Source organism: Pseudomonas mosselii, assembly GCF_003205295.1.
In the GTDB taxonomy this organism is placed as follows: Bacteria; Pseudomonadota; Gammaproteobacteria; order Pseudomonadales; family Pseudomonadaceae; genus Aquipseudomonas; species Aquipseudomonas mosselii_B.
This window is the reverse complement of sequence record NZ_QJRP01000013.1, coordinates 68,289-86,847: the sequence shown is the minus strand read 5'-3', so window position 1 is coordinate 86,847 and position 18,559 is coordinate 68,289. Positions and strand designations below refer to the sequence as shown.

The window sequence follows — 18,559 nt, the reverse complement described above, 5'->3', positions numbered from 1 at the left end:
GTTTCGAGTGCCCCCGATGCCGCGCCCCGCCTGGTCCCTGTACGCCTACCAACTGATCGAGCCCGATGAGCAGCTTGACCTGTTTGCCTGCCAGGAAGTGCGCATCCACCTGGCCGCCCGCCAGCTCGAGCTGGGCGTGCCGGTCGACCGTACCTTGTGCGGTGGCCTGCTGCCGGCGCAGCCGCGCTGGTCGGGGGTGGAGCGGGCGATCTACCGCGACGAGCGCCTGTGCCCGCTGTGCCGGGCGATCCTCGATGCTCAGCGGCGCGGCATGCGGCCGGTGTGGCCGGAACTCTGAGCGCCTTTCATCATCTGAGATGCTTGCGCCTCCCGCTTGTTTCGGCGCGGGTGTACAATCGTTGTCTTGACTGATCTTTCGAAGGATTTCCCGGATGTTGCCGCGCTTTCCCGCCGTCACCCGTAGCCTGACCCTGGCCGCCATGCTGGCGACAGGCCCCGCTGTTGCGCTGGAACTGCCGTTGCCACCTCCCGGTGAGGACGTCGTCGGCCAGGTCCACACCATCAAGGCCAAGTACGAGGACACCTTCGCCGACATCGGCACCGCCAACGACCTTGGCTACCTCGAGATGATCGCCGCCAATCCGGGCGTCGACCCCTGGCTGCCGGGCGCCGGTACCGAGATCGTCCTGCCGACCCGCTACATCCTGCCGCCGGGCCCGCGTGAGGGCATCGTCATCAACCTGGCCGAGTACCGCCTGTACTACTACCCGAAAGGGCAGAACGTGGTGCACACCTTCCCGTTGGGCATCGGCCGCGAAGGCTGGGGTTCGCCGATCGCGAACACGAAGATCACCGCCAAGACGCCGAACCCGACCTGGACGCCACCGGCCTCGATCCGTGCCGAGCACGCCGCCGATGGCGACATCCTGCCGACGGTGGTGCCGGCCGGGCCGGACAACCCGCTGGGGCCGTTCAAGTTCACCCTGGGGGTGCCGGGTTACCTGATCCATGGCTCGAACAAGAAGTTCGGCATCGGCATGCGCACCAGCCACGGTTGCTTCCGCATGCTCAACAACAACGTGCTGACATTGTCGAAGATGGTCCCGGTGGGTACCCCGGTGCGCATCATCAACGAGCCGTACAAGTTCGGCATCAGTGCCGGCAAGGTCTATCTCGAGGCGCATACACCGCTGGACGACCACGGCAATCCGTCGGTGGTCGACAAGCACACTGCGGTCATCAATGCCTTGCTCAAGCGTGAAGACCTGGCCAACAACTTGCGCATGAACTGGGACATGGTTCGCGATGTGGTGGCCGCCGAAGACGGCATGCCGGTCGAGATCGCCGTGCCGGTCAATGGCGCGAGTGCGCCGATGGTGTCGAGCATTCCGCCAGAATTGCAGTAAGCGATTGCCCGCTGGCAACTAGCGGGACACTTTGGGGCCGCCTTGCGGCCCATCGCGGGACAAGCCCGCTCCTACAGGTACGGCGAACGCCATGCCTTTAGGCGCAAGCTTGTCCCGGGATGGGCCGCCAGGCGGCCCCAGTTGTTTGGGCGGCATCACCTGGCTTTTTTGCAGGCAATAAAAAAGCCGACCCACAAGTGGGTCGGCTCCATAACAATCCGTGAGGATTATTACTTGCGGCTGGCTTTGTCCAGCATACGCAGAGCGCGCTCGTTGGCTTCGTCAGCGGTCTGCTGAGCCTTCTGAGCAGCTGCCAGAGCGTCGTCAGCTTTGCGGTAGGCTTCGTCTGCACGAGCCTGGGCGCGAGCTGCTGCGTCTTCGGTAGCAGTCAGGCGAGCTTCGGTTTCTTTGGATACGCTGCTGCAACCGGTAGCCAGAACTGCGGCCAGAGCCAGAGCAGAGAATTTCAGAACGTTGTTCATCGTGTTCCCCTTCAAGGACTTTCTATTAAATAGCCATCTCTCGGAAAAGAGAAACTGGCCGGCGTACATAGTACCCATTACTTGTAGTAAGTAAACTGACTGAGCGCAAGAACTGCAAAAAAAATGCTACGCAGGCCTCCGGCGACGGGGTTTGTAAACAAAGTGTGAAAATCCCGGGCAGCTTGCGCAAGCGATTGTAGTACAGGAACTTTTTTGTTGAACTAAGGGTGACTTTAACTGTCCGAGGGCGTCATAGCCCAAGAGCATCCGGTTGCTGTTGCCGGGCCTCGGGCGGGTGGCTGTCAGCATTTTCATTCTGCGCAGCTTGAGCATTCTCGCTGGTGCCGCCTACTATTTGAGGGGGCCATCGATGCAGAACGATCCCGGTCGCGCTGCTGTCGAAGGGGCAACAGGTGGCGTAGGCTTTGTGCGAAAAGTCGCCGAGCGGCGATCAGGCAAGGCGAAAACAGGCGAGGAAGCGCAGTTGACTGTGGTTGTCAATGAGCATCCGAGCCTGTTTTCAACGCAGTATGATCGTCGCGCAGGCACTTTTCGCGCAAAGCCTAGAGGTTCCTCCGCCGGATAAACCATATCGGTAAGGTAAGGGTCTGCCGACAAGACCTGCGAGGAGTAGTGATGAGCGAAACGCTGACCATCCACCATGACCAGGCCGGTCATCAGTTCGAGACCACCGTGGACGGTCACCGGGCCTACCTGACGTACATGGACCTGGGCAAGCAGACGCTGGACATCTATCGCACCTTCGTCCCCAATGCCCTGCGCGGTCGCGGGATCGCTGCGGCGCTCACCGAGCAGGCCCTGGCCTATGCCGAGCAGATGGGCTACACGGTGATTCCGTCGTGCTCCTACGTCGAGCGCTACATGGAGCGCCAGCAGCGCCATTCAAGCAAGGCCTGATACAGCACACATGAAAACGCCGGGCATTGCCCGGCGTTTTCGTTTGCACGTCTTTTAGCCGCGCTGGCGCTTGGGCAGCACATCCTTGAGCTTGGCATGCATGCTGCGCAGGGTCTTCTCGGTGGCCGCCCAGTCAATGCAGGCATCGGTGACGGACACACCGTACTGCAGTTCGTCGAGGTTCTTCGGAATGGCCTGGCAGCCCCAGTTCAGGTGGCTCTCGACCATCAGGCCGATGATCGACTGGTTGCCTTCGAGGATCTGGTTGGCGACGTTCTCCATGACCAGCGGCTGCAGGGCCGGGTCCTTGTTGGAGTTGGCGTGGCTGCAGTCGACCATGATGTTGGGCTTGATCTTGGCCTTGACCAGGTCCTGCTCGCACAGGGCGACGCTGACCGAATCGTAGTTGGGCTTGCCGTTGCCGCCGCGCAGCACCACATGGCCGTAGGCGTTGCCCTTGGTGGTGACGATGGACACGCCGCCTTCCTGGTTGATGCCCAGGAAACGGTGCGGCTTGGACACCGACTGCAAGGCGTTGATGGCCACGGTCAGGCCGCCATCGGTGCCGTTCTTGAAGCCGACCGCCGAGGACAGGCCCGAGGCCATCTCGCGGTGGGTCTGGGATTCGGTGGTGCGGGCGCCGATGGCCGACCAGCTGATCAGGTCCTGCAGGTACTGCGGGGAGATCGGGTCGAGTGCTTCGGTGGCGGTGGGCAGGCCTTTCTCGGCCAGGTCCAGCAGCAGCTGGCGACCGATGTGCAGGCCGTCCTGGATCTTGAACGAGTCATCCAGATACGGGTCGTTGATCAGGCCTTTCCAGCCGACGGTGGTCCGCGGCTTCTCGAAGTACACACGCATGACCAGGTACAGGGTGTCGGAGACTTCCTCGGCCAGCACCTTCAGGCGCTCGGCATACTCGTGGGCGGCCTTGATGTCGTGGATCGAGCAGGGGCCGACCACCACGAACAGGCGATGGTCCTTGCCGTCGAGGATGTTGCGCACCACTTCGCGGCCTGCAGTCACGGTCTGCAGGGCCTTGGCGCTGAGGGGGATTTCCTTCTTGAGCTGATCGGGGGTGATCAAGGTCTCGTTGGAGGCAACGTTAAGGTCATCGATCGGTAAATCAGCCATCGTGTTACTCGTCAGGTCACGGGTGCCGGCCGCCAGCGTTCCCCGTGCGGCCCAGCAGCAGATTATTCGCAGCGGGGAGGCCGAACCTTAGCGCGTTAGCGGGGGCGCGACAATGGGCTGGGGCCCGTCGATACGGGGTTTTTGCCCATGAGGCGGCGTTTGCGGGCGGTTCGATGTCGGCTGGGAGGATTTGGTCGCTATGGCCGACACGCGGGTATAGTGGCTGACCCACAACAATGACTCTCGCTCAGGAGCACGGCATGGCGTCCCTCGAACCTCGCATTGGCAATCCCTGCATCGGCATTATCGGCAGCGGCGCAATCGGTGGCTTCTACGGCCTGATGCTGGTCCGCGCCGGTTTTGACGTGCATTTCCTGCTGCGCAGCGAATATGAGGTCGTGCGCGAGCAGGGGCTGCGCCTCGACAGTGCTGTGCACGGCCAGGTGCACATGCCGGTGCAGGCCTACGCCTCTGCCGCCGACATGCCGCCCTGCGACTGGCTGCTGGTGGGTGCGAAGGCCACCAGCAACGTGGAACTTGCGCCCTTGATCGTGCAGGCCGCGGCCCCTGACGCCCGGGTGGTGTTGCTGCAGAACGGCCTTGGGGTCGAGGAGCAACTGCGCCCGGCCTTGCGCCCGGACCTGCACCTGCTCGGCGGCCTGTGCTTCATCTGTGTCAATCGCGAGGGGCTCGGCGAGATTCGCCACCAGTCGCTGGGCGCGGTGAACCTGGGCTATCACAGTGGGCCGGCAGAAGACGGCGGGGCCGCCGTGGTAGAGGAGGGTGCCGAGCTGTTCCGGGCCGCGGGCATCGACTCCCAGGCCATGGCCGACCTCGAGCAGGCGCGTTGGCAGAAGCTGGTGTGGAACGTGCCGTACAACGGCCTCTCGGTGTTGCTGCAGGCCAGCACCACACCCTTGATGGGCGATGCCGACAGCCGCGCGCTGATCCAGGCGCTGATGGCGGAGGTGGTGGCGGGTGCCAAGGCCTGTGGCCGCGAGCTGCCGGCGGGCTACGCCGAGCACCTGTTGCGCGTTACCGAGAAGATGCCGGACTACTGGCCGAGCATGTACCACGACCATCTCCAGCAGCGGCCGCTGGAGCTGCAGGCGATCTATGCCGAGCCCCTGGCCCGGGCCCGCGCGGCCGGTTGCGCGCTGCCGCGCATGGAGGCGTTGTACCAGGCCCTGGCGTTCATCGACCGGCGCAGCCGGCAGGCCTGAAGCCCGCGGCGGCTGTGCGCCGGACGGCCAGGCGACCGCCGATGGCGCTGCTAAGCTCAAGCTTGCTCTGCCGTCTCGGCAGTCGAGGAGGTCGAATGATCCGTTCCATGTTGTTTGCCACCGACCTCGGTGTCTATGCGCCCTTCATCATGCAGCACGCCCTGGCCCTGGCGCGGACCTTCAACGCAGAGCTGTATGTGATCCACGCCGTGGAGCCCATGGGCCAGTTCGCCGAATCATTGCTGCAGAGCTACCTCGATGAGCAGACCCTCGATGCGCTGCACAGCGAGGGCGTCAACACGGTCATGGCCAATATCGAGCAGCGGGTGCTGGAGAACTTTCGTGACGAGATGACCGAGCCGGCCGACCTGGCATTGATCCGCGCGGTGCGGGTGCGCCAGGGCGACCCGGCCCAGGTGATCCTCGAGCAGGCCCAGCGGTTGTCGGTCGACCTGCTGATCTTCGGCAGCCACAGTGCCGGCGCGGGAGTGGATGTGCCGATCGGCCGCACGGCGGTGCGGCTGCTGCAGCTGTCACCGGTACCGGTGTACATGGTGCCGTTGGCTCACCATCTTGGGCGTAGGAAATCGTGAGCCTAGCGGTAGGACTTTTTCCAGCGAACGTAACAAAATAGTTCTAGATTTATTTCTCTAGCCACTAATATAGTTATAACTCGTCGCTGCCGGCGCGCCGGTGACCTACCGCCTTTGAGGGATATCTATGAAGCTTCAGCAACTGCGCTACATCTGGGAAGTGGCGCACCATGACCTCAACGTTTCCGCGACGGCGCAGAGCCTGTACACCTCCCAGCCGGGCATCAGCAAGCAGATCCGCCTGCTCGAGGACGAGCTGGGCGTCGAGGTCTTCGCCCGCAGCGGCAAGCACCTGACCCGCGTCACCCCGGCGGGCGAGCGCATCATCAATACCGCAGGCGAAATCCTGCGCAAGGTCGAGAGCATCAAGCAGATCGCCCAGGAGTTCTCCAACGAGAAGAAGGGCACCCTGTCGATCGCCACCACCCACACCCAGGCGCGCTACGCACTGCCGCCGGTGATCAGCAACTTCATCAAGCAGTACCCGGAAGTCGCCCTGCACATGCACCAGGGGTCGCCGATGCAGATCGCCGAGATGGCGGCCGACGGTACCGTCGACTTCGCCATCGCCACCGAGGCGCTGGAGCTGTTCGGCGACCTGATCATGATGCCGTGCTACAAGTGGAACCGCTGCGTGGTGGTGCCCCAGGGCCATCCGCTGACCAAGCTGCCGAAGCTGACCCTGGAAGCGGTGGCCGAGTATCCGATCGTCACCTACGTGTTCGGCTTCACCGGTCGTTCCAAGCTCGACGAGGCGTTCAATCACCGTGGTCTGACGCCGAAGGTGGTGTTCACCGCCGCCGATGCCGACGTGATCAAGACCTATGTGCGCCTGGGGCTGGGTGTGGGTATCGTGGCCAAGATGGCGGTGGACCCGAAGCTCGACAGCGACTTGGTGTGCCTGGACGCCAGCGAGTTGTTCGAGGCCAGCATCACCAAGATCGGCTTCCGTCGCGGCACCTTCCTGCGAGGCTTCATGTGCGACTTCATCGAGAAGTTCGCGCCGCACCTGACCCGTGAAGTGATGGCCAAGGCGATTCAGTGCCATAACAAGCAGGAGCTCGAAGAGCTGTTCGAGGGCGTTGAGCTGCCGGTGCACTGATTCGAGATCGTAGGGGCCGCTTTGCGGCCCTTTCGCGGCACAAGGCCGCTCCTACAAGGGGGATTACGTTTCCCTGTAGGGGATCGCCTAGCCCTGTGGGAGCGGCCTTGCGTCGCGAATGGGCTGCGCAGCAGCCCCAGCAATTTTGATGGTGGCTCGGAATCTGGGGGCGCTGCGCGCCCCTTTCGCGACGCAAGGCCGCTCCCACAGGCCCCCGCTATTTCAGGCCTTGCTGATCAGGTTGCCGGCGTGCAACCCGCATTCCTTCTGCGTCGACTCTTCCCACCACCAACGCCCTTCGCGCTCGTGCTGGTTTGGCAGCACCGGGCGGGTGCACGGCTCGCAGCCGATGCTGATGAAACCGCGCTCATGCAGGCTGTTGTAGGGCAGCTCGAGCATGCGGATGTAGCCCCAGACTTCCTCGCTGGTCATCTGTGCCAGCGGGTTGAACTTGTACAGGGTGCGTTCCGGGGTGGAGAAGGCGCTGTCGATCTCCAGCGCCGCCACCTGGCTGCGGGTGCCGGGGCTCTGGTCGCGGCGCTGGCCGGTGGCCCAGGCGCTGACGGTGGCCAGCTTTCGGCGCAGCGGCTCGATCTTGCGGATGCCGCAGCACTCGCCGTGGCCGTCCTTGTAGAAGCTGAACAGGCCTTTTTCCTTGACGAACGGGTCGAGCTTGTCGCGGTCCGGGCTGAGGATCTCGATGGGCAGCTTGTACTGCTCGCGCACCTGGTCGATGAACCGGTAGGTCTCCGGGTGCAGGCGGCCGGTGTCGAGGCTGAACACCTTGACCTGCTTGTTCAGTTTCCAGGCCATGTCCACCAGCACCACATCCTCGGCGCCGCTGAAAGAGATCCACAGATCGTCGCCGAAGTGTTCGAAGGCGAGCTTGAGGATCTCCTGCGGAGACTTGCTGGCGTAGGTCGCGGCCAGGGCGGCGACGTCGAAGGGTTGGCTCATCAGGCGGTTTCCATCGGTTGAGTGGCGCTGTGCGCTCGTAGTGGTCAGATGGTAACAAAAAATGGCGGGGCAGACGCCTGGTGATCGCGGGGCAAGCCCGCTCCCACGTGCTCACAGCGCCTGCAATGTCTCCATCAGCACTCGTACCTTGGCGATCGATTCCTCGTACTCGGCCTGCCAGTCCGAATCGGCCACCACCGCGCCGCCGCCCCAGCAACTGACCTGGCCATCCTTGACCAGCAGGCTGCGGATGGCAATGGAGCTGTCCATTTCGCCGCGCACATCGACATACAGCAGCGAGCCGCAGTACAGCGCCCGGCGCGCCGGCTCCAGCTCGTCGATGATCTGCATGGCGCGGATCTTCGGGGCGCCGGTGATCGAGCCGCCGGGGAAGCTGCCGGCGATCAGGTCCAGGGCGTCCTTGTCGGCGGCCAGGCGGCCGACCACGCTGCTGACCAGGTGATGAACGTTGGGGTAGCTCTCCAGGCTGAACAGCTCCGGCACCTTCACCGAGCCGGTCTGGCAGGTGCGGCCGATGTCGTTGCGCAGCAGGTCGACGATCATCAGGTTTTCCGAGCGGTCCTTGGGGCTGGCCAGCAGTTCGGCGGCGTTGCGCGCGTCCTCGGCCGGGTCGGCGGCGCGCGGGCGGGTGCCCTTGATCGGCCGGGTCTCGACTTCGCCCTGGCTGACACGGATGAAACGCTCGGGGGAGAAGCTCAGCAGCGCCGTGTCTTCATCCAGCTGCTGGAAGCCGGAGAACGGCGTCGGGCAGGCGGCGCGCAGGGCCTGGTAGGCGCGCCACGGGTCGCCCTGGCAGGGGGCGCGAAAGCGCTGGGTGAGATTGATCTGGTAGCAGTCGCCGGCCTGGATGTAGCGCTGTACCTGGTCGAACGCTGCCTGGTATTGCTCGGGGCGAAGATCGCCGGTCATGGGCGCGAGCAGGTGGAAGTCACCGCTATCGTCCAGGGGGCTGGCCTCGAACAACGCGATGAGCCGTTGTTGCTCGGCCTCGGGCTGGCTCGGGTGGAACACTAGCTGGCTGCTGCACAGCCGATGGTCAGACACCAGTGCCCAGGCATACAGCCCCAGCCGGGCATCGGGCAGGCCGAGGTCGTCGACCGCATGCGTCGGCAACTGCTCCAGGCGTCGGCCGAAGTCGTAGCTCAGGTAGCCGATCAGGCCGCCGGCGAACGGCAGCTCGATGCCCTCGGGCAGTTGTGCCGTGCCCAGGTCGGCCAGGGCCTGGCGTAGGCGCTGCAGGTAGTCGCGACCGTCTTCCTCGGGGTGTGCCTGCAACTGCTGCAGCGGCCAGGCGCTGAGCAGGTCGTAGCGGCCACGTTCGGCGCCTGGGCGGGCGCTGTCGAGCAGGATCGCACCGGGCGCGCGGCGCAGGCGTTCGAAGTAGAAGGCGGGGTCGGGCTGGTAGGGCAGGGGGTGGAGCGTACAGGTCGGCATCAGGATGGACGGCGATGAACAAGCGAGGTGGGCGATTGTAGACCTGTGGGGGAAATGCGCCTAGCGCTGGCAGCGACATTCACGTGTCTGCTTGATCATCTGGACTTGCGCATCCCCCCTGTGGGAGCGGCCTTGCGTCGCGAAAGGGCTGCAAAGCAGCCCCAGGATTTCAGCGTTGATGCAGAGATTGCTGGGGCCGCTTTGCGGCCCTTTCGCGACGCAAGGCCGCTCCCACAGGGGAGGGGCGCAGGGCCGAGGGGTTAAAGCGGATTGACGTGCCCGAACAAGCCCTGCGAGACCTTCACGCGTTGCTCGGCATCCTCGCTGCGACCTTCCTTGGCCAGCATCTCCAGGTGCGCCTCGATGGCGTGGGTGCGCTGGGTCAGGCCGCAGTCGTTGGCGATCTGGATGTTCAGGCCCGGACGGGCGTTGAGTTCGAGAATCAGCGGGCCCTTGTCCTGGTCCAGGACCATGTCCACGCCGATATAGCCCAGGCCGCACAGCTCGTAGCAGCTGGCAGCGAGCTTCATGAAACCGTCCCAGTTCGGCAGCTGCACGCCGTCCACCGCGTTGGTGGTGTCCGGGTGCTTGCTGATGATCTTGTTCAGCCAGGTGCCGCGCAGGGTCAGGCCGGTGGCCAGGTCCACACCCACGCCGATGGCGCCCTGGTGCAGGTTGGCCTTGCCGCCGGACTGGCGGGTCGGCAGGCGCAGCATGGCCATCACCGGGTAGCCCATCAGCACGATGATGCGGATGTCCGGCACGCCTTCGTAGCTGATGCTCTTGAAGATCTGGTCCGGGGTGACCCGGTACTCGATCAGCGCGCGGTCGCGGTGCCCGCCCAGCGAGTACAGGCCGGTGAGGATGCTGGAGATCTGGTGCTCGATTTCCTCATGGCTGATGATCTTGCCCGAGACCGTGCGGTAGCGGTCCTCGAAGCGGTCGGCGATCACCAGGATGCCGTCACCGCCGGCACCCTGCGCCGGCTTGATGACGAAGTCGCTGCGCCCGCCGATGATCTCGTCGAGTTTATCGATCTGCTTCTCGGTCTCGATGATGCCGTACATCTCCGGCACATGGATGCCGGCCGCCAGGGCGCGCTCCTTGGTGATGATCTTGTCGTCGACGATCGGGTACAGGTGGCGCTTGTTGTACTTCAACACGTAGTCCGCGTTGCGCCGGTTGATACCCATGATGCCCCGGGCCTCCAGGGCTTTCCACGTCTTGATCAGGCCAAACATCAGGCGTCAGCCTTCTTCAGGAATGCCTTGAAGCGCACGAGCTCGGTCAGGCGGTAGCCGCGGTAGCGACCCATCGCCAGCATGAAGCCCACCAGGATCAGCAGCACCGCCGGGAAGGTGAAGACGAAGTACACCGCTTCCGGCACGGTCATCAGCAGGTGCGCGATGGAGGCGGCGAACAGGGTGCCGATGGCCACTTTCATGGCATGGCCGCCGCCACGCTCTTCCCAGGTGATCGACAGGCGCTCGATGGTCATGGTCAGGATCACCATCGGGAACAGTGCCACCGACAGCCCGCGCTCCAGGCCCAGCTTGTGGCTGAACAGGCTGATGGCGGCGATCAGCACCACGACGAAGGTCAGTACCACCGACAGGCGCGGCAGCATCTGCAGCTTCAGGTGCTCCAGATACGAGCGCAGCGACAGGCCCAGGGCGGTGATCACCGTGAACAGGATGATGCCGAAGCCCAGCTGGGTCTCGCGGAAGGCCAGGGCGATCAGCACCGGGGTGAAGGTGCCCAGGGTCTGGATGCCGATCAGGTTGCGCAGCACCAGGATCACCAGCACGCCGATCGGGATCATCACCATGATCATGAAGGTCTGCTGGGTCTGCAGCGGCAGGCCGTACAGCGAGTATTCGAGGAAGTCGGCGTCGGTGTTCTCGTCGGTCAGCTTGGCCAAGCGGATGGCGTTCATCTCGCTGTTGTTCATGCTGAAGGTGACGGTGGCCTTCTTGCCGCCATCGACGGTGATCAGGTTGTCGTCACCGGTCCACCACAGCAGGCGGTCGCTGGGCAGGCCCTGCTCGCCGGTCTCCGGGTTGAAGTACAGCCAGTCGTTGCCGTTGAAGCTGCGCAGCCACAGTTCGGGGCTCTGCGGGGTGTCGGCCACCAGGCGGATGGTGTGAACCTTCTCCAGCGGCACATGGGCGATGGACAGCAGCAGGTCGATGACCTGGGCCTTCTTCAGCGGCGAGTTGTCGCCGGCCAGTAGCAGCTTGGCGTTGTCGTCGTTGACATTGTTGACACGCTTGATGGTCTCGCTGACGAAGGTCTCGACGTCGGCCGAGTGCTGGCGGATCGGTGCCATCAGCGCTTCGGCGGCGATCTTCTCCGGGCCCTCGACGGCCAGGCTGTCGCGGAAGGTCGGGCCCTTGATCTTGGTCTTTTCGTTGCTGTAGCGCTTGGTCAGCACCAGGCGGTAGTAGAGGGTCTGGTTGCCGCTGGCGCGACGGGCCGACCAGGTCACCTTGCGGTTGCCGTCGGCGCGGTTGACGCTGACCCCGTAGTTGTTGGAGATGAAGCTCTCGTTGAGGCTCACGTAGTCACGGTTCAGCGGGGGCACGAACATCTGCACCTTGACCGGATCCTTGGCGCTGGCGACGAACTCGACCTTGGCGTCGATGTTCCACAGGTCGTCGGTCTCGTCCTCGGTCACCGGGATGCCGAGGGCGAAGATCTGGTAGGCCGTGATCGCGATGCCCAGCAGCACCAGGACGGTGATCAGGACTTTCAGATGGAGGGTAAGAGAGCGCATCGGAATTACTCTGCTTTGGGAGCTTCGGTGGCGCAGGCAGGTTTGCCGGCCGCGTATTTAAGGCTTGGGTCGACCAGCGCACCGAAGTGCTTGAGGGCCTCGGAACCGATCAGCAACGGGAACTGGAAGGCGCTGCGGTCGGTGAGGTTGACCTCGATGGTGCGTCGTGTCTGGCCCATGCAGATGTCGAGTTCGATGACCGGGCGGGCAGTGTAGGCCTTGCCCGAGTCGGCATCATAGTCCCCGGCGCGGCGCTTGATCTTGCTGACACGGGCCAGGGGGCGTTCGATGGGGTGCTTGTGCGCGGCGTCGATGGCCAGGTAGAAGCGCACCCAGCTCTCGCCGTTGCGCTTGAAACGCTTGATGTCGCGGGCGCTGAGCGAGGCGGTCTTGGCGCCGGTGTCGAGCTTGGCCGCCACTTCCAGGTCAAGGTCGCCCAGGCGGGCGTATTCGTTCAGGCCGTACACGGTCTTCTCGGCCGCGGGCGCGAGCGCCGGCAGCAGGGTCAGGCAGAGCAGCAATAAAGCGGGTTTGAGTCTCATAATCCTGGCGCGGTGCTGTGCAGGTTTCAGGGCAAGGCGACTGGCCAAGCGTCCTCATTGATCTGTCAACAACATGAAATGATGACAGACACACTATCCATGCTCCCGAAGGAGCGCGGCATTCTATCACGCCGGTGTGTTGACGCCAGCGCGCCCGCGATCTGACCGCATCAGTACGGGGTAAGTTCGTTATTAGACGATTGTCGACAATATTCTTTTTGTCTTTGACTCCATTGCTCTACTTGGCTAGTTTTGGCGTCACTGATTTTGAAGGTGTCGACAATCATGCTGGACACAGCCCCGGCTACCACGCTGCCCCAGGACGAGACCGAGACCCTTTCGGAGCACGTCTTCCGGCGCATCCAGGCCGCCATCGTCAAGGGCGAGATCGCCCCTGGCAGCAAGATCTCCGAGCCGGAGCTGGCGCGCACCTACGGCATCAGCCGCGGCCCGCTGCGCGAGGCGATCCACCGCCTGGAGGGCCAGCGCCTGCTGGTGCGCGTGCCCCATGTAGGCGCCCGGGTGGTGTCGCTCAGTCATGCCGAGCTGATCGAACTGTATGAAATCCGCGAATCCCTTGAAGGCATGGCCTGCCGACTGGCCGCCGAGCGCATGAGCCAGGCGGCCATCGACGAGCTGCGCCACGTGCTCGACACCCACGAGCGCGACGCCGCGTTCCAGGCCGGGCAGGGCTACTACCAGCAGGAAGGCGACTACGACTTCCACTACCGGATCATCCAGGGCAGCGGCAACCAGACCCTGTACAAGATGCTCTGCGGCGAGCTGTACCAGCTGGTGCGCATGTACCGCATCCAGTTCTCCAGCACGCCCAACCGTCCGCGCCAGGCCTTCGCCGAGCACCACCGCATTCTCGATGCCATCGAAGCCCGCGACGGCGAACTGGCAGAACTCCTGATGCGTCGCCACATCGGCGCATCCAAACGCAATATCGAGCGCCACTACCAAGGTGCCGACAACAATAGCCCACGAGGTGAGTCATGACAGTGAAGAGCACGCCCGGCCAGCGTTTCCGTGACGCGGTCGCCGCCGAACATCCGCTGCAGGTGGTCGGGACCATCAACGCCAACCACGCCCTGCTGGCCAAGCGCGCCGGCTTCAAGGCCATCTACCTGTCCGGCGGCGGTGTCGCCGCCGGCTCCCTGGGCCTGCCGGACCTGGGCATCAGCGGTCTGGACGACGTGCTCACCGACGTGCGGCGCATCACCGACGTCTGCGACCTGCCGCTGCTGGTGGATGTCGACACCGGCTTTGGCGCCTCGGCCTTCAACGTTGCCCGCACCGTCAAGTCGATGAGCAAGTTCGGCGCCGCGGCCATCCACATCGAGGACCAGGTCGGCGCCAAGCGTTGCGGCCACCGGCCGAACAAGGAGATCGTCTCGCAGCAGGAGATGGTCGACCGCATCAAGGCCGCCGTCGATGCCCGCAGCGATGACAGCTTCGTGATCATGGCGCGCACCGACGCCCTGGCCGTCGAGGGCCTGAACGCCGCCCTGGACCGCGCTGCCGCCTGTGTCGAGGCCGGCGCCGACATGATCTTCCCGGAAGCCATTACCGAGCTTTCGATGTACAAGACCTTCGCCGACCGGGTGAAGGCGCCGATCCTGGCCAACATCACCGAGTTCGGTGCCACGCCGCTATATACCACCGAGGAATTGGCCTCGGTCGACGTGTCGCTGGTGCTGTACCCGCTGTCGGCCTTCCGCGCCATGAACAAGGCGGCCGAGAACGTCTACACCGCGCTGCGCCGCGACGGCACCCAGAAGAACGTGATCGACACCATGCAGACCCGCATGGAGCTCTACGATGCCATCGGCTACCACGCCTTCGAGCAGAGCCTCGATGCGTTGTTCGCGCAGAAAAAAGGGTAAATGAATAGCTGTGCCGGCCTCTTCGCGGGTAAACCCGCTCCCACAGGTTTCAGAGATTGCGCCAAACCTGTGGGAGCGGGTTTACCCGCGAAGAGGCCGGCACAGGCAAACCGATTAGCCAGAAAAGACTTCGATAACAAATTCAAGAAAGGAGAAACACCATGGCCGAAGCAAAAGTACTCAGTGGCGCGGGCCTGCGTGGCCAGGTGGCCGGCCAGACCGCGCTGTCGACCGTCGGCCAGGCCGGGGCCGGCCTGACCTACCGCGGCTATGACGTGCGCGACCTGGCCGCCGGCGCCGAGTTCGAGGAAGTAGCCTACCTGCTGCTGTACGGCGAGCTGCCGAGCAAGGCCGAGCTTGCCGACTACAAGCGCAAGCTCAAGGGCCTGCGCGACCTGCCGCAAGCACTGAAGGAAGTGCTCGAGCGCATCCCGCGTGACGCCCACCCGATGGACGTGATGCGCACCGGCTGCTCGGTGCTCGGCACCCTGGAGCCGGAACTGACCTTCGACGCCCAGCGCGAGAAGACCGACCGCCTGCTGGCGCTGTTCCCGGCGGTGATGTGCTACTGGTACCGCTTCACCCACCACGGCGTGCGCATCGACTGCACCAGCGACGAGGACACCCTCGGTGGCCACTTCCTGCACCTGCTGCACGGCAAGAAGCCGAGCGCGCTGCACGTCAAGGTGATGAACGTCTCGCTGATCCTCTACGCCGAGCACGAGTTCAACGCCTCGACCTTCACCGCCCGGGTCTGCGCCTCGACCCTGTCCGACCTGTACTCCTGCGTGACCGCGGCCATCGGCTCGCTGCGCGGCCCGCTGCACGGCGGCGCCAACGAAGCGGCGATGGAGCTGATCGAACGCTTCCAGACTCCGCAGGAAGCCACTGCCGAGCTGCTGCGCATGCTCGAGCGCAAGGACAAGATCATGGGCTTCGGCCACGCCATCTATAAAGAGTCCGATCCGCGCAACGAGGTGATCAAGGGCTGGGCCAAGCAACTCGCCGACGAAGTGGGTGACAAGGTCCTGTACCCGGTTTCCGAGGCCATCGACAAGACCATGTGGGAGCAGAAGCGCCTGTTCCCCAACGCCGACTTCTACCATGCCTCGGCGTACCACTTCATGGGCATCCCGACCAAGCTGTTCACCCCGATCTTCGTCTGCTCGCGCCTGACCGGCTGGGCCGCGCACGTGTTCGAACAGCGCGCCAACAACCGCATCATCCGCCCGAGCGCCGAGTATGTCGGCGTCGAGCAGCGCCAGTTCGTGCCGATCGAGCAGCGTTGAATTGTCGACTGCCGGGGCTGCTGCGCAGCCCTTTCGCGACACAAGGCCGCTCCCACAGGAACTGGGTTGCACTTGTGGGAGCGGCCTTGTGTCGCGAAAGGGGCGCGCAGCGGCCCCAATGGCCAGACCTGCATAACGATTACCGTGACCGAGCCCGATAACGATATGAACACCGCATTCCGCAAGAACCTGCCAGGCACCGCCCTGGACTACTTCGACGCCCGTGCCGCGGTCGAGGCGATCAAGCCCGGCGCCTACGACGGCCTGCCGTACACCTCCCGCGTGCTGGCCGAGAACCTGGTGCGCCGCTGTGATCCGGCCACCCTCAACGCCTCGCTGGAACAGCTGATCGAGCGCAAGCGCGACCTCGACTTCCCCTGGTTCCCCGCCCGCGTGGTCTGCCACGACATCCTCGGCCAGACCGCCCTGGTCGACCTGGCCGGCCTGCGCGACGCCATCGCCGACAAGGGCGGCGATCCGGCCCAGGTCAACCCGGTGGTGCCGGTGCAGCTGATCGTCGACCACTCGCTGGCCGTGGAGTGCGGCGGCTTCGACCCGCAGGCGTTCGAGAAGAACCGCGCCATCGAGGACCGCCGCAACGAAGACCGTTTCCACTTCATCAACTGGACCAAGCAGGCGTTCAAGAACGTCGACGTGATCCAGCCGGGCAACGGCATCATGCACCAGATCAACCTGGAGAAGATGTCGCCGGTGATCCACAACGATCGCGGCGTGGCCTACCCGGACACCTGCGTCGGCACCGACAGCCACACCCCGCACGTGGATGCCCTGGGCGTGATCGCCATCGGCGTCGGCGGCCTGGAGGCGGAGAACGTGATGCTCGGCCGCGCCTCGTGGATGCGCCTGCCGGAGATCGTCGGTGTCGAGCTGACCGGTCGCCTGGCGCCGAACATCACCGCCACCGACCTGGTGCTGGCGCTCACCGAGTTCCTGCGCAAGCAGAAAGTGGTCGGCGCCTACCTGGAGTTCCACGGTGCCGGCGCCAGCGCGCTGACCCTGGGCGACCGCGCCACCATCTCCAACATGGCCCCGGAATACGGCGCCACCGCGGCGATGTTCGCCATCGACCAGCAGACCATCGACTACCTCAAGCTCACTGGCCGCGACGACCAGCAGGTGCAACTGGTGGAGACCTACGCCAAGGCCACCGGCCTGTGGGCCGACAGCCTGGCCAAGGCCGAGTACGAGCGCACCCTGAGCTTCGACCTGTCGAGCGTGGTGCGCAACATGGCCGGCCCGTCCAACCCGCACGCCCGCGTGGCCACCAGCGACCTGGCGGCCAAGGGCATCGCCGGCCAGTGGCAAGAAGTGCCGGGGCAGATGCCCGATGGCGCGGTGATCATCGCCGCCATCACCAGTTGCACCAACACCAGCAACCCGCGCAACGTGATCGCCGCCGGCCTGCTGGCGCGTAACGCCAACAAGCTCGGCCTGGTCCGCAAGCCGTGGGTCAAGTCGTCGCTGGCGCCGGGCTCCAAGGCCGTGCAGCTGTACCTCAAGGAAGCAGGGCTGGAGCAGGAACTGGAGCAACTGGGCTTTGGTATCGTCGCCTTCGCCTGCACCACCTGCAACGGCATGTCCGGCGCGCTGGACCCGGTGATCCAGCAGGAGATCATCGACCGCGACCTGTACGCCACCGCCGTGCTTTCGGGCAACCGCAACTTCGACGGGCGCATCCACCCGTACGCCAAGCAGGCCTTCCTCGCTTCGCCACCGCTGGTAGTGGCCTACGCGATCGCCGGCACCATTCGCTTCGATATCGAGAAGGATGTGCTGGGCGTGGTCGACGGCAAGGAGATTCGCCTGAAGGACATCTGGCCGAGCGATGAAGAGATCGACGCCGTGGTGCGCGCCTCGGTCAAGCCCGAGCAGTTCCGCCAGGTGTACATCCCGATGTTCACCATCGAGGAAGACAAGGGGCCGAAGGTCGCGCCGCTGTACGACTGGCGGCCGATGAGCACCTACATCCGCCGTCCGCCGTATTGGGAAGGCGCCCTGGCCGGCGAACGCACCCTGCGTGGCATGCGCCCGCTGGCGGTGCTGCCGGACAACATCACCACCGATCACCTGTCGCCGTCCAATGCCATCATGCTCGACAGCGCCGCGGGTGAGTACCTGGCGAAGATGGGCCTGCCAGAGGAGGACTTCAACTCCTATGCCACCCACCGCGGTGACCACCTGACCGCCCAGCGCGCCACTTTCGCCAACCCCAAGCTGTTCAACGAAATGGTGCGCAAGGACGACGGCAGCGTGAAGCAGGGTTCGCTGGCGCGCCTTGAGCCGGAAGGCAAGGTGACCCGCATGTGGGAGGCCATCGAGACCTACATGGAGCGCAAGCAGCCGCTGATCATCGTTGCCGGTGCCGACTACGGCCAGGGCTCGTCCCGTGACTGGGCAGCCAAGGGCGTGCGCCTGGCCGGTGTCGAGGCCATCGTCGCCGAAGGCTTCGAGCGTATCCACCGCACCAACCTGGTGGGCATGGGCGTGCTGCCGCTGGAGTTCAAGCCGGGCACCGACCGCAAGACCCTGGGCCTGGATGGCAGCGAGACCTACGATGTGCTCGGCGAGCGCACGCCACGGGCGACGCTGACCCTGGTGGTGACGCGGCGCAACGGCGAGCGCGTCGAGGTGCCGGTGACCTGCCGCCTGGATACCGCCGAAGAGGTGTCGATCTACGAGGCGGGTGGGGTGTTGCAGCGCTTTGCCCAGGACTTCCTGGAAGGCACGGCCTGAGCATGAAACGGGGGCCGCTATGCGGCCCTTTCGCGACACAAGGCCGCTCCTACAGGCGACCGCGACCTCCTGTAGGAGCGG

17 protein-coding genes are annotated in these 18,559 nt (G+C 64.6%); 10 read left to right on the top strand and 7 right to left on the bottom strand.

What is annotated here, in order from left to right; all coding sequences use genetic code 11:
• The first annotated feature begins 16 nt into the window (after positions 1–16).
• Together DMX06_RS14490 and DMX06_RS14485 are read left to right on the top strand one after the other, a co-directional pair.
• Positions 17–298 (top strand): hypothetical protein, encoded by a 282-nt coding sequence (locus tag DMX06_RS14490; protein WP_028692618.1) that lies wholly within the window; start codon positions 17–19, stop codon positions 296–298.
• A gap of 94 nt (positions 299–392) precedes the next feature.
• Complete coding sequence (locus tag DMX06_RS14485) at positions 393–1,367, top strand: L,D-transpeptidase family protein (RefSeq protein WP_110738116.1); 975 nt, start codon at positions 393–395, stop codon at positions 1,365–1,367.
• A gap of 230 nt (positions 1,368–1,597) precedes the next feature.
• Here DMX06_RS14485 and oprI read toward each other — a convergent pair whose 3' ends face one another.
• Positions 1,598–1,849 (bottom strand): outer membrane lipoprotei OprI, encoded by a 252-nt coding sequence (gene oprI, locus DMX06_RS14480; protein ID WP_003259780.1) that lies wholly within the window; start codon positions 1,847–1,849, stop codon positions 1,598–1,600.
• 636 nt (positions 1,850–2,485) lie between these two features.
• On the opposite strand from oprI, the gene DMX06_RS14475 reads away from it, so the two are divergent.
• Entirely contained in the window at positions 2,486–2,767 is a 282-nt protein-coding gene (locus tag DMX06_RS14475) for a GNAT family N-acetyltransferase (RefSeq protein ID WP_110738115.1), read from the top strand.
• Positions 2,768–2,821: 54 nt separating this feature from the next.
• On the opposite strand, the gene DMX06_RS14470 is transcribed toward DMX06_RS14475, so the two are convergent.
• On the bottom strand, positions 2,822–3,898 hold the full coding sequence (locus DMX06_RS14470) for a 3-deoxy-7-phosphoheptulonate synthase (RefSeq protein ID WP_028692615.1): 1,077 nt from the start codon (positions 3,896–3,898) through the stop codon (positions 2,822–2,824).
• A gap of 260 nt (positions 3,899–4,158) precedes the next feature.
• Between DMX06_RS14470 and DMX06_RS14465 the strand changes: the two genes are divergently transcribed.
• The 3 genes from DMX06_RS14465 (at position 4,159) to cysB (ending at position 6,816) form a co-directional block, all read left to right on the top strand.
• Positions 4,159–5,121 (top strand): putative 2-dehydropantoate 2-reductase, encoded by a 963-nt coding sequence (locus tag DMX06_RS14465; protein WP_110738114.1) that lies wholly within the window; start codon positions 4,159–4,161, stop codon positions 5,119–5,121.
• A gap of 95 nt (positions 5,122–5,216) precedes the next feature.
• A complete protein-coding gene (locus tag DMX06_RS14460) occupies positions 5,217–5,714 on the top strand; it encodes a universal stress protein (RefSeq protein WP_110738113.1) in 498 nt (165 codons plus the stop codon).
• 127 nt (positions 5,715–5,841) lie between these two features.
• A complete protein-coding gene (gene cysB, locus DMX06_RS14455; protein WP_011533140.1) occupies positions 5,842–6,816 on the top strand; it encodes an HTH-type transcriptional regulator CysB in 975 nt (324 codons plus the stop codon).
• Between the two features lie 222 nt (positions 6,817–7,038).
• On the opposite strand, the gene DMX06_RS14450 is transcribed toward cysB, so the two are convergent.
• The 5 genes from DMX06_RS14450 to rloA all read right to left on the bottom strand — a co-directional run bounded on the left by DMX06_RS14450 (position 7,039) and on the right by rloA (position 12,546).
• On the bottom strand, positions 7,039–7,773 hold the full coding sequence (locus tag DMX06_RS14450) for a phosphoadenylyl-sulfate reductase (protein WP_110738112.1): 735 nt from the start codon (positions 7,771–7,773) through the stop codon (positions 7,039–7,041).
• Between the two features lie 111 nt (positions 7,774–7,884).
• Complete coding sequence (gene pabB, locus DMX06_RS14445; RefSeq protein WP_110738111.1) at positions 7,885–9,228, bottom strand: aminodeoxychorismate synthase component I; 1,344 nt, start codon at positions 9,226–9,228, stop codon at positions 7,885–7,887.
• A 260-nt stretch (positions 9,229–9,488) separates the two neighbouring features.
• Complete coding sequence (locus DMX06_RS14440) at positions 9,489–10,469, bottom strand: alpha-L-glutamate ligase-like protein (RefSeq protein WP_110738110.1); 981 nt, start codon at positions 10,467–10,469, stop codon at positions 9,489–9,491.
• Positions 10,469–12,004: an osmotic stress tolerance membrane protein RloB gene (rloB, locus tag DMX06_RS14435; RefSeq protein ID WP_110738109.1), complete on the bottom strand. Its 1,536-nt coding sequence runs from the start codon at positions 12,002–12,004 to the stop codon at positions 10,469–10,471. Before rloB ends, DMX06_RS14440 begins: the two co-directional genes overlap by 1 nt.
• Before the next feature lie 5 nt (positions 12,005–12,009).
• Positions 12,010–12,546: a retropepsin-like aspartic peptidase RloA gene (gene rloA, locus DMX06_RS14430; protein WP_110738108.1), complete on the bottom strand. Its 537-nt coding sequence runs from the start codon at positions 12,544–12,546 to the stop codon at positions 12,010–12,012.
• Between the two features lie 285 nt (positions 12,547–12,831).
• On the opposite strand from rloA, the gene DMX06_RS14425 reads away from it, so the two are divergent.
• From DMX06_RS14425 to acnD, 4 genes are all read left to right on the top strand, one after another.
• Complete coding sequence (locus DMX06_RS14425; RefSeq protein WP_028692607.1) at positions 12,832–13,548, top strand: GntR family transcriptional regulator; 717 nt, start codon at positions 12,832–12,834, stop codon at positions 13,546–13,548.
• Positions 13,545–14,435: a methylisocitrate lyase gene (prpB, locus tag DMX06_RS14420; protein WP_011533147.1), complete on the top strand. Its 891-nt coding sequence runs from the start codon at positions 13,545–13,547 to the stop codon at positions 14,433–14,435. Before DMX06_RS14425 ends, prpB begins: the two co-directional genes overlap by 4 nt.
• Positions 14,436–14,596: 161 nt before the next feature.
• Positions 14,597–15,724 (top strand): bifunctional 2-methylcitrate synthase/citrate synthase, encoded by a 1,128-nt coding sequence (gene prpC, locus DMX06_RS14410; protein ID WP_028692605.1) that lies wholly within the window; start codon positions 14,597–14,599, stop codon positions 15,722–15,724.
• A gap of 165 nt (positions 15,725–15,889) precedes the next feature.
• On the top strand, positions 15,890–18,478 hold the full coding sequence (acnD, locus tag DMX06_RS14405; protein WP_110738106.1) for a Fe/S-dependent 2-methylisocitrate dehydratase AcnD: 2,589 nt from the start codon (positions 15,890–15,892) through the stop codon (positions 18,476–18,478).
• Positions 18,479–18,559 lie beyond the last annotated feature (81 nt).

Excerpts from the sequence above, each read along its gene's own strand:
- DMX06_RS14465 (WP_110738114.1), top strand. The coding sequence starts at position 4,159 with ATGGCGTCCCTCGAACCTCGCATTGGCAATCCCTGCATCGGCATTATC.
- pabB (WP_110738111.1), bottom strand. The coding sequence starts at position 9,228 with ATGCCGACCTGTACGCTCCACCCCCTGCCCTACCAGCCCGACCCCGCC.
- DMX06_RS14425 (WP_028692607.1), top strand. The coding sequence starts at position 12,832 with ATGCTGGACACAGCCCCGGCTACCACGCTGCCCCAGGACGAGACCGAG.
- oprI (WP_003259780.1), bottom strand. The coding sequence starts at position 1,849 with ATGAACAACGTTCTGAAATTCTCTGCTCTGGCTCTGGCCGCAGTTCTG.
- DMX06_RS14470 (WP_028692615.1), bottom strand. The coding sequence starts at position 3,898 with ATGGCTGATTTACCGATCGATGACCTTAACGTTGCCTCCAACGAGACC.
- DMX06_RS14485 (WP_110738116.1), top strand. The coding sequence starts at position 393 with ATGTTGCCGCGCTTTCCCGCCGTCACCCGTAGCCTGACCCTGGCCGCC.
- acnD (WP_110738106.1), top strand. The coding sequence starts at position 15,890 with ATGAACACCGCATTCCGCAAGAACCTGCCAGGCACCGCCCTGGACTAC.
- DMX06_RS14450 (WP_110738112.1), bottom strand. The coding sequence starts at position 7,773 with ATGAGCCAACCCTTCGACGTCGCCGCCCTGGCCGCGACCTACGCCAGC.
- prpC (WP_028692605.1), top strand. The coding sequence starts at position 14,597 with ATGGCCGAAGCAAAAGTACTCAGTGGCGCGGGCCTGCGTGGCCAGGTG.
- DMX06_RS14475 (WP_110738115.1), top strand. The coding sequence starts at position 2,486 with ATGAGCGAAACGCTGACCATCCACCATGACCAGGCCGGTCATCAGTTC.
- DMX06_RS14440 (WP_110738110.1), bottom strand. The coding sequence starts at position 10,469 with ATGTTTGGCCTGATCAAGACGTGGAAAGCCCTGGAGGCCCGGGGCATC.
- prpB (WP_011533147.1), top strand. The coding sequence starts at position 13,545 with ATGACAGTGAAGAGCACGCCCGGCCAGCGTTTCCGTGACGCGGTCGCC.
- rloA (WP_110738108.1), bottom strand. The coding sequence starts at position 12,546 with ATGAGACTCAAACCCGCTTTATTGCTGCTCTGCCTGACCCTGCTGCCG.
- rloB (WP_110738109.1), bottom strand. The coding sequence starts at position 12,004 with ATGCGCTCTCTTACCCTCCATCTGAAAGTCCTGATCACCGTCCTGGTG.
- DMX06_RS14490 (WP_028692618.1), top strand. The coding sequence starts at position 17 with ATGCCGCGCCCCGCCTGGTCCCTGTACGCCTACCAACTGATCGAGCCC.
- DMX06_RS14460 (WP_110738113.1), top strand. The coding sequence starts at position 5,217 with ATGATCCGTTCCATGTTGTTTGCCACCGACCTCGGTGTCTATGCGCCC.
- cysB (WP_011533140.1), top strand. The coding sequence starts at position 5,842 with ATGAAGCTTCAGCAACTGCGCTACATCTGGGAAGTGGCGCACCATGAC.